The sequence below is a fragment of the Microbacterium sp. NPDC019599 genome, from assembly GCF_040632175.1.
Lineage (GTDB): Bacteria > Actinomycetota > Actinomycetes > Actinomycetales > Microbacteriaceae > Microbacterium.
In genome coordinates this window covers 612,531-621,747 of the sequence record NZ_JBEYBL010000002.1, presented here as the reverse complement: position 1 = coordinate 621,747, position 9,217 = coordinate 612,531, and the positions used below count along the sequence as shown (strand labels likewise).

General features: G+C 71.8%; 11 protein-coding genes. 7 read left to right on the top strand and 4 right to left on the bottom strand.

The features are described from left to right. Positions 1-196: 196 nt before the first annotated feature. Together ABZ477_RS06355 and ABZ477_RS06350 are read right to left on the bottom strand one after the other, a co-directional pair. Positions 197-955 (bottom strand): SDR family oxidoreductase, encoded by a 759-nt coding sequence (locus ABZ477_RS06355; RefSeq protein ID WP_360129557.1) that lies wholly within the window; start codon positions 953-955, stop codon positions 197-199. Further along, positions 952-2,007, bottom strand: a complete 1,056-nt coding sequence (locus tag ABZ477_RS06350; protein WP_360129554.1) for an alcohol dehydrogenase catalytic domain-containing protein — start codon at positions 2,005-2,007, stop codon at positions 952-954. The genes ABZ477_RS06355 and ABZ477_RS06350 overlap by 4 nt, the downstream gene beginning before the upstream one ends. A gap of 95 nt (positions 2,008-2,102) precedes the next feature. Here ABZ477_RS06350 and ABZ477_RS06345 point away from each other — a divergent pair, with 95 nt between their 5' ends. Next, positions 2,103-3,092, top strand: a complete 990-nt coding sequence (locus ABZ477_RS06345; RefSeq protein ID WP_360129551.1) for an aldo/keto reductase — start codon at positions 2,103-2,105, stop codon at positions 3,090-3,092. A gap of 2 nt (positions 3,093-3,094) precedes the next feature. On the opposite strand, the gene ABZ477_RS06340 is transcribed toward ABZ477_RS06345, so the two are convergent. Further along, positions 3,095-3,820 (bottom strand): FCD domain-containing protein, encoded by a 726-nt coding sequence (locus ABZ477_RS06340; RefSeq protein WP_360129548.1) that lies wholly within the window; start codon positions 3,818-3,820, stop codon positions 3,095-3,097. Positions 3,821-4,050: 230 nt separating this feature from the next. Between ABZ477_RS06340 and ABZ477_RS06335 the strand changes: the two genes are divergently transcribed. Together ABZ477_RS06335 and ABZ477_RS06330 are read left to right on the top strand one after the other, a co-directional pair. Then, positions 4,051-4,899, top strand: a complete 849-nt coding sequence (locus ABZ477_RS06335) for a fumarylacetoacetate hydrolase family protein (protein ID WP_360129545.1) — start codon at positions 4,051-4,053, stop codon at positions 4,897-4,899. Beyond that, positions 4,896-5,660, top strand: a complete 765-nt coding sequence (locus tag ABZ477_RS06330; RefSeq protein WP_360129542.1) for an SDR family oxidoreductase — start codon at positions 4,896-4,898, stop codon at positions 5,658-5,660. The genes ABZ477_RS06335 and ABZ477_RS06330 overlap by 4 nt, the downstream gene beginning before the upstream one ends. Before the next feature lie 256 nt (positions 5,661-5,916). Here ABZ477_RS06330 and ABZ477_RS06325 read toward each other — a convergent pair whose 3' ends face one another. Then, on the bottom strand, positions 5,917-6,666 hold the full coding sequence (locus ABZ477_RS06325) for a winged helix-turn-helix domain-containing protein (protein ID WP_360129539.1): 750 nt from the start codon (positions 6,664-6,666) through the stop codon (positions 5,917-5,919). A 476-nt stretch (positions 6,667-7,142) separates the two neighbouring features. On the opposite strand from ABZ477_RS06325, the gene ABZ477_RS06320 reads away from it, so the two are divergent. From ABZ477_RS06320 to ABZ477_RS06305, 4 genes are all read left to right on the top strand, one after another. Continuing rightward, a complete protein-coding gene (locus ABZ477_RS06320) occupies positions 7,143-7,442 on the top strand; it encodes a GNAT family N-acetyltransferase (RefSeq protein WP_360129536.1) in 300 nt (99 codons plus the stop codon). A gap of 79 nt (positions 7,443-7,521) precedes the next feature. Further along, on the top strand, positions 7,522-7,794 hold the full coding sequence (locus ABZ477_RS06315) for a hypothetical protein (protein ID WP_360129533.1): 273 nt from the start codon (positions 7,522-7,524) through the stop codon (positions 7,792-7,794). Between the two features lies 1 nt (position 7,795). After that, the gene (locus ABZ477_RS06310) at positions 7,796-8,488 is read left to right on the top strand and encodes a hypothetical protein (RefSeq protein WP_360129530.1); all 693 of its coding nucleotides are present in this window, start codon (positions 7,796-7,798) and stop codon (positions 8,486-8,488) included. 102 nt (positions 8,489-8,590) lie between these two features. Next, positions 8,591-9,019 carry a cupin domain-containing protein gene (locus tag ABZ477_RS06305; RefSeq protein ID WP_360129527.1) on the top strand — a complete coding sequence of 143 codons (429 nt, stop codon included), beginning with the start codon at positions 8,591-8,593 and terminating at the stop codon, positions 9,017-9,019. Positions 9,020-9,217 lie beyond the last annotated feature (198 nt).

Below are 9,217 nucleotides of genomic sequence, written 5' to 3'. Positions count from 1 at the left end.
GGAGGTGTTGTCCTCGAGCGGAGGAGGGATGCCTCGGATCTCGCCTCCCGAAGGGGACAGGTCCTCTTGAGCGCGGCGCGTAACCCGCCACGCAAGCACGGTCCCCGAGCTTGTCGAGGGGTCGGGCCTGAGCCCTCCGACCGCTCAGGTTCGACGCGTCGACATGCTCAGCGACCGTGGGTCAGGGTCGGCGCCCTCACCGGCCCAGCCAGCCGCCGTCGACGGGGAGCACGACGCCCGAGACGTAGTCCGATGCGGGGGAGGCGAGGAACACGGCGGCGCCCGCGATGTCATCGCTACGGCCCCACCGGCCTGCCGGGATGCGGTCCAGGATCGCGCGCGAGCGGTCGGGGTCGTCGCGCAGCGCCTGGGTGTTGTCGGTCGCGATGTAGCCCGGGGCGATCGCGTTGACGTTGACGCCGTGCGCCGCCCACTCGTTCGCGAGGGCCTTCACAAGACCCGCGACGCCCGACTTCGCGGCGGCGTAGCCCGGCACGTTGATGCCGCCCTGGAAGCTCAGGAGGCTCGCCGTGAAGATCACCTTGCCGTGGCCGCGTGACAGCATCCCTCGTCCGACGGCCTGCGTCAGGACGAACTGGCTGGAGAGGTTGATGTCGATGACGCGGTCCCAGAGCTCGAGCGGATGCTGTGCGGCCGGGGCGCGCTCGATCGTGCCGGCGTTGTTGACCAGGATGTCGACGGGGAGCTGCTCGAGCTCGGCGCCGAGGGCCGCGACGGCGTCGCGATCCGCGAAGTCGACGGCGCGCGCGGAGAACGACCGCCCGTGCGCCGTCACGGCCCGCTCGACGGCGCTGCCGGGAGCGGGCGCCGTGCTCACGCCGATGATGTCGGCGCCGCTCGCGGCGAGAGCCTCGGCGATGGCCGCGCCGATGCCGCGGCTCGCGCCCGTCACGACGGCGAGCCTCCCGGTCAGGTCGAACGAGGGGGCGGTCATACGGGCTGGCCTTCCTGCACGTCGACGAGGATCTTCATCGCGCGGCCCGCCTCGAGCTCGCCGATCGCGTCCTGCGTCCGCTGGAGGGGCACGATCTCCGTGATGAGCGCCTCCGTGGGGATGACGCCTTCCGCGACGAGCTCGACGGCCTTCTCGAAGTCGGTGCGCTGGTACACGCGGGCGCCGAGGAGTCGCAGCTCGCGCCAGAAGACGCGCTGCAGGTTCACCTCGCGCGGAGTCGGGTGGATCGCGACGACCACGATCGTGCCGCGGGCCTTGGCGAGGTCGGTCGCGCCGAGGACGGCGGCGGCAGCGCCCGACACCTCGAAGACGACGTCGGCCCCCGCGCCCCCGGTCCATTCCTCGACCCACGCGATCTGGTCCGTCGTGCGCGGGTCGATCGTCGCGAAGCCCAGGGATTCGACCTGCGCGCGACGCGCCGGATCGACCTCGACGACCGTGACGTCGGCGCCGAAGCGGCGCGCGACGGTCGCGATCAGGACGCCGATGGGACCGCCGCCGATCACGACGGCCTTCTCGCCTTCCCGCAGCTCCGACCGGCGCACGTCGTGGACCGCCACGGCGACGGGCTCGACGAGGGCCGCGGCATCGAGGGCGAGGTCCGCGGGGAGGCGGACGAGGGTCGCAGCGGGCACGTTCCACAACGCCTGCAGGGCGCCGGGGGAGTCGATGCCGATGAAGTTCAAGTGCTGGCAGATGTGCTGGTTGCCGGCGAGGCAGGCCGGACACGTCCCGTCCCAGTCGAGCGGCATGACGGTCACGCGGTCTCCCGGCACCCACCCCTCGACGTCTGAGCCGACGGCCTCGACCGTTCCGCTCATCTCGTGACCGAAGACGAGGGGTTTGGTCACGCGCGCGTCCATGCTGCCGTGCACGACGTGCAGGTCCGTTCCGCACAGTCCCACGTACGCGACGCGCACCTGCACCTGCCCGGCGGACGGCGGAACGGCCTCCGCCTCGACGACCTCGACCTTGCGGTCGCCTGTGTATGCCGCTGCCCGCACGCAGTCCTCCTTGATCGATCCGGTCATCCGATGATACAGCGCCTAGGATGCGATTCCCACCGTGGATATGACACAATGACGTGGATTGATCAGATGATTACGCTGACCTGAAGGATGGTTCGATGCAGAGCCGCACATGGGGCCAAGGCCTGGCCACGACCGAGCTCGGGATCGGCGTCGCGCAGTTCGGCAATCTCTACCGTGAGACGACCGACGAGGCGTCGACGGATGCCGTCGCCGCGGCGTGGGATGCCGGCATCCGGTACTTCGACACGGCGCCGCACTACGGGCTGGGGCTCTCGGAGCAGCGGCTGGGTGCCGCGCTGCAAGGCCGGCCGCGGGACGAGTACGTCATCTCGACCAAGGTCGGGCGCGAGCTCGTGCCGAATCCCGCGGGTGCCGGCCGCATGGACGACGGCGGTTTCGTCGTGCCCGCGTCGCTGCGGCGCGAGTGGGCATTCAGCCGCGACGGCATCCGCCGCACGCTCGAGGCGAGCCTCGAGCGCCTCGGCCTCGACCACGTCGACATCATCTACCTCCACGATCCCGACGAGCACGAAGGCGAGGCGCTGCGCGAAGCGCTCCCCGCGATGGCGGAGCTGCGCGACGAGGGCCTCGTCCGGGCGATCGGCGCGGGCATGAACCAGTCGGCGATGCTCGCCACGTTCGCGCGCGAGGCCGACATCGACGTCGTCATGCTCGCCGGGCGGTACACGCTGCTCGAGCAGGGTGCACTCGACGACCTCCTCCCGGCCGCGCTCGAGCACGGTGTCTCGGTCGTGGCTGCGGCGATCTACAACTCGGGGCTCCTCGCCTCTGCCGACGTGCGCCCCGACGCGCACTACAACTACGGCGAAGTCCCCGCGGAGCTGCTCACGCGGACCCGGGCGATCGCCGAGGTGTGCCGCGAGTTCGGCATCACGGTCCCGGACGCGGCCGTCGCCTTCCCGCTGCGGCATCCCGCCGTCGTCTCGATCGCGATCGGCACGCGCACGGCCCGCCACGTCACCGACGCCGTCGCCCGCTACGAGACCGCGATCCCCGAGGAGTTCTGGGCCGAGCTGGGCGCCCGCGGTCTGCTCGACCCTCGAGCGCTCGAGGTGGTGGGGTGAGCTCAGTCCTCCGCAGCGGCGGACACGAACTGCGACGCCGTGTACTCCTCGACGCCGAGCACGTGGACGGCCATGCGGATGCGCGCCTTCGAGGCGTCGCCGTCCTCGAGCGCGGCGAGGATCGCGCGGTGCTCGCGCTGCGTCCGCTCGACGGCGCCCGCCTCGTGGATCGCGCGCCAGAGCCGCGCCCGCGCCGTGCGTCCGATGAGCGCCTGCACGAGCGCCTCGATCGCAGGGTTGCCGCTCGCCCGGGCGACGACGGCGTGGAACGCGGCATCGACGTCGATCGTGGCCTCCAGGTCGATGTCGCCCTCCGCGAGCAGCGCGTCGCCGCGATCGAGCACGGCGCGCGCCGCAGCGAGGGCGTCGTCGTCGATGTTCGTCGCAGCCAGGGCCGCCGCCTCGGGCTCGAGGATGCGCCGCACCGTGAGCAGATGCACCGACGCTTCGGGTGTCTGCAGGTCGGCCAGGAAGCTCAGCGGTCCGAACAGGGTCGCCGCGTCGAGGTCGGTGACGTACGTGCCGTCGCCCTGCCGGGTCTCCAGCACGCCGAGCCGCACGAGCGCCCGCACGCCCTCGCGGAGGGATCCGCGCGAGACGCCGAGCTGCTCGCACAGGTCCTTCTCGACCGGCAGGCGCGAGCCCGCCGTGATGCTGCCGTCGAGGATCATGTCGCGGACGCCGTCGATCACGACGTCCGTCTGCGACCGCGCGCGGTGCTCGTCCATGAGCGCCATCCTAGGGCGCGACGCGGGTCGGCCGCCGCAAATCATCTGATCTATCAGCGGCTCAATGGTCGCCGTTCCGCCCGGTTTCCGGCTTGCGCAGCTGGTTGCGAAACGATTCATGTGATCTTCACGACGGCGTCTTCGGGGACACCCGCCGACGCGACGAACCTGCCGGCGTCGCCCGGCGCCACGAGAACGGATGCCGGACACCCGGCGGAACGGAGAGACTGATGAAGCTCGCCCGCTACGGACGACCGGGCCAGGAGCGCCCCGCCGTCCTCGACGGAGACGCCGTGTACGCCCTCGACGGCGTCGCGGACGACATCGACGCCGCCTTCTTCGCCGGGGGAGGCCTCGACCGCGTCCGCGCCGCGCTGGCGGAAGAACGCCTCTCGCCGCTGGACACGACCGGCCTGCGGGTCGGGGCGCCGATCGCCGCACCGGGCAAGATCGTGTGCATCGGCCTGAACTACCGCGACCACGCGGAGGAGACGGGCGCCGCGCTTCCCGCCGAGCCCGTGGTCTTCATGAAGGATCCGTCGACGATCGTCGGTCCCTTCGACGAGGTCCTCATCCCGCGCGCGTCGCAGAAGACCGACTGGGAGGTCGAGCTCGGCGTCGTGATCGGCGCGGAGGCGCGCTACCTCGCGTCGCCCGACGACGCGCTCGCGTGCGTCGCCGGCTACGCCGTTTCGCACGACGTGAGCGAGCGGGAGTTCCAGCTCGAGCGCGGCGGGCAGTGGGACAAGGGCAAGAGCTGCGAGACGTTCAACCCTCTCGGGCCCTGGCTCGTCACGGCCGATGAGGTCGCCGACCCGCAGGCTCTCGGCCTGCGGCTGAGCGTCAACGGGGTCTCGCGGCAGGACGGCACGACAGCATCCATGATCTTCTCGGTCGCCCACGTCGTCTGGTACTTGAGCCAGTTCATGGTGCTGCGCCCCGGCGACCTCATCAACACGGGGACGCCGGCCGGCGTAGCGCTGGGGATCGAGGGCAATCCGTACCTGCGGGCGGGTGATGTCGTCGAGCTCGAGATCGACGGGCTGGGCACCGCGCGCCAGACGGTGGGCCAGGCATGAGCGGCGACTTGGACGGGCTCGTCGCCGTCGTGACGGGGGGCGCCTCGGGCATCGGCTACGCGACGGCGACAGAGCTTCTCGCACGCGGCGCCCGCGTCGCCGTGCTGGATCGCAACGTCGATACGATCCCCGAGGGCGCCTCGGGCTTCGCGTGCGACGTCGCCGTGCGAGCTCAGGTCGACGAGGCGATCGCGCGCGTCGGCGAGGAGCTCGGCGGCATCGACATCCTCGTCAACAACGTCGGCGTGAGCTCCGTCGGCACGGTCGAGGAGGCCGACGACGACGAGTGGGCGCGGGTCCTCGACATCAACGTCGTGAGCATGGCGCGCGTGACGGCGGCCGCGCTGCCGTGGCTGCGCCGATCGGATGCCGCGTCCGTCGTGAACCTCTCGTCCGTGGCTGCGCTGAACGGACTTCCGCAGCGTGCCGTGTACAGCGCGAGCAAGGGCGCCGTCCTGGCGCTGACGTTCGCGATGGCGACCGACCACATCGCGGACGGCATCCGGGTCAACTGCGTGCGCCCCGCGACGGTCGCAACCGCCTTCGTCGAGCGGATGCTGCAGGGCTTCCCCGATCCGGTGGCCGAGCGTGCCGCGCTCGACGCGCGTCAGGCGACGGGCCGGATGGTGACGCCCGAGGAGGTCGCGGACGCCATCGCGTTCCTCGCGTCACCGCGGTCGGGGTCCATCACCGGCACGGCGCTCGACGTCGACGGAGGCATGACCCACCTGCGCCCCCGGAAGGTGCAGCAGACGCACTGAGCCGTCCCTCGTCGCCGCTGGCGCCGTGATCGGGGTCGGCCGTGTCCAGGAACTGGTCGGTCGTGTCTCAGAAGTGGTCGCTTCAGCGGGCTGTATCCGACCGGAAGTGTGACACGCTCGCGGGGTCGAGGCCAGCGGTGCGTCGGAGGCCAGGCGTGTCTCAGAAGTGGTCGCTTCGGCGGCGCTCAAGTCACCAGTAGTGAGACACGCTCACGTTGGGACGGGCGGCGCCTCAACCAGGCGGGTCCGGCGGGTCTCAGAAGCGGTCGGGCGACGGGGTGCCGTGACCGTAGCGGATGACGACGTCGGCGTGGCGGTCGAAGCGGTAGCCCACTCCGCGCACCGTGCGGACGATGTCCTCGTAGCGGCCGAGCTTGGCGCGCAGGCGGCGGACGTGCACGTCGATCGTGCGCTCGCCGGGCGACTCGTCGTCGGTCGCGCCCTGCCAGAGCGACGAGACCAGCTCGGTGCGCTCGATCGTGCGGCCCTCGCGCAGGACGAGGTACTGCAGCAGCTCGAACTCCTTGAACGTGAAGGCGGCGGACTCGCCCTCGATGAGGACGCGCTTGCGCGAGATGTCGACGACGACGCCGCCGGGAGCGCGGTCGTCCTCTTCCTCATCCTCCTGCTTCGTGCGGGCGATGGCCGACGGCTCATGCAGCGCGAGGCGCACGACGTCGACATCGCGTCCTCCCGACCCGATCGGGGCGAGGGCGACCGTGGCGTACGTCTCGGCGTTGGGGGCGAGGTCGGCGATCGTGCGGCGCAGGGCGTCGACGAGGACGCCGAGCGAGACGCCGGCCGCTGCGGCCTTGCCCTCGTCGAGTCCGACGTAGAGGGCGAATCCGCGGGGCGCGGTGCCCGGGGGGAGGTTGCGCTGTGCGGGCGCGGATGCCGCGGCAGCGGGCGCGGGCTCGGCGGTCGGGATGGGGGCCGTCACGGCGCGGAGGTGGCGGACGGGAGCGGCGGGAGCGGAGGTGCGGTCGAGGAGAGCGGTGTTCGACATGATGACGATGTCCTTGCGGGAGTCCGGCGGGAGCCGGTGGCGTGTCGTTGTTCGGCCGATGGCCGGGCCCTGAGGGCCGTGTGCGAGGCATCCGGATGCGCGAGGGGTGGGGCGCATCGATGCTTCGGGGACTCGTCGCGGGGTTCCAGATCAGGAACCGGCGCCGCGGCGTGGTCCGGCGGGGGTCACCGAATCAGCGGCACATTCGACAACACATGACAACGCGGCCGGCCATCATCATGCCGGCAGTCCCGTTCGCCTCCCAGGCGGACAGAGAAAGCGCGTTGTCAGTCATGCGCCCGATTATGTCGGAGTACGTCCGAATGTGTCAAATCGCACGGATGCCGGCATCCGCCCGATCGAATCCTCAGCACATTGCTCAGCCGCCGCGCAGGCGATGTCCGACCGGCTGGGCACCCTGCTGATTCACGGCGTCGCACGGCCTTCGTGTCGCCGCCGCGGCGTAGCCTGTCGGGGTGACCCAGCTGACCTTCGAGCACGAGCCGGACGCCTCGCGATACGCCCTCTTCAAGGGGTCGGACCTCGTGAGCGTGCTGGACTATCGCGACGACGGACGCACGGTCGCGCTGACGCGCGCCTACACGGTTCCGACCTTCCGCGGGCACGGCTACGCGGGCGAGCTCGTCGACCGCGCCGTCGCCGAGATCGAGGCTGAAGGCGGCCGATCGGTCCTCCCGGTCTGCTGGTACGTCGCGGACTGGTTCGAGGCCAACCCCGGCCGCGCCGGCATCCTGCGGACGCGCCGCTCCGCGTAGTCGGCGATCCCTCCCGCGTCAAGCCCGTGACGCGGCGGCCCGCAGCGCTGGACGCTGGAAGGGTCGAGAGGAGCGCGACATGCGTGAGGACGATCGAGACCTGCCGGAGGGCGTCATCGACGCCAACCCCGCAGGCGGCTGGGAGGACGGTCGGAAGGCCGACGGTGCGACCGACGAGTTATCGGACGATCTCGAAGACGCCTCGGTGACGGACGGCTGGACCGCCGACATCCCGATGGCTGACAATGCGGCGGGGAGTGCCCGTCGCGGTGCCGACCCGGTCGAGAGCGACGTTCCCACGCAGGGCGCCGACCCCGACCTTGCGGCCGACCCGGACGACGAGGAGGACTGACGTGTCCACGACCGGCAACGAGTACGAGAAGCCGGGGGTCAACTACCCCGACCGCGAGGACGCCGACGGTGCGACCGACACGCCCAGAGAGGGCGAGGACACCCGCGCGGGCCGGCCCGGCATGGAGGGACAGCCGCAGGACGCGGCTGCGGCGGCCCAGTCGGGCGCGGCCGAGGACGGCGAGGGCGGTGCGATGCCGCCACCGCGCGACGCGCAGCCCCCGCGCGACTCGCAACCCGCGAGCGACGCGCAGCCCGCACGCGACACGGCCAGCCACCAGGCCGTCGGGATCGGCGTCATCGACGACGGTTCGGGAGCGTCGCAGGACGCCGATGACGCGCAGGGTGGCGGGACGTCCCAGCCTCAGGGCCCGGGCTCCTCGACCGAGGCGCAGCCGGGTTCGCACTACGGGCAGGACGGCGGCCGCGACACTCTCACGGCGAGCGCGGCGCAGAAAGAGGGCGCGCTCGGCCCGGAGCAGGAGCAGCGTCTGCCCGCGATGGCGCAGAACAACGCGACCGAGGTCGACAAGATCGCGGGGATCGTCGCGCAGACGCGCCAGGATCTGGCCGCGACCGAGACGACCGAGCGCGTCGCCGAGGTGCTCAAGCAGCGCTTCGAGCAGTCCGCCATCGACCTGCCCGACGACGAGATCATGGAGCTCGCACGTCAGATCACGACGGGCGACGCGTAGGGCGCGCAACCCGCCGGCTCGGAAGGCGGAGATCGGCTCATCCGGACTGCCGAGAACGCGCGGATGAGCCGAGCCATCGATCGGCGTGGGTACAGTGGCGCCGTGAGCGACTACCAGGTGCTGGACATCGGCGGGCTCGACGAGTGGCGGGACCACTACGGAGGGTTCCGCCCCGAGAGCTCGCGAGACGGTCGGCGCGTCGTCGACCATGAGCTCGAGATGCAGTTCATCGGGCTGACGGCGAACGCGCTCGAGCCCGGAGAGGAAGCCGGCTACTGGCACGTCCACGAGCGGATCGAGGAGCTGTACGTCTTCCTCGGCGGCAACGGGCAGATGGGCCTCGACGACGACATCGTCGAGGTCGAGGCCGGCACGGTCGTGCGCGTGGGCCAGGGTGTGTGGCGGACGTGGCGCTGCTCGCCGGCGAGCGCCGGGCAGCTGCGCTGGCTGTGCATCCGCGCCGGCGGCTACGAACTGCCGCACTTCCCCGACGACAGCCGCCGCGACGAAGGACGCCCCTCGCCCTGGTGATCCCACGCCGAGGACCCGCCCGCACGCCGGGCGCCCCCGCACGCCGCGGCGCCCGACCCACTGACGCCCCGGCGCCCGGCCGCCCACGCCCGGGCGGCCGACGCCGTAGCGAGAGGGCGAATGTGTGCACTCGGAACGGCGTGTCGCGCACATTCGTGCCCTCTCGCGGCCCCGGACGGGGTCAGAGACGGACGCCGG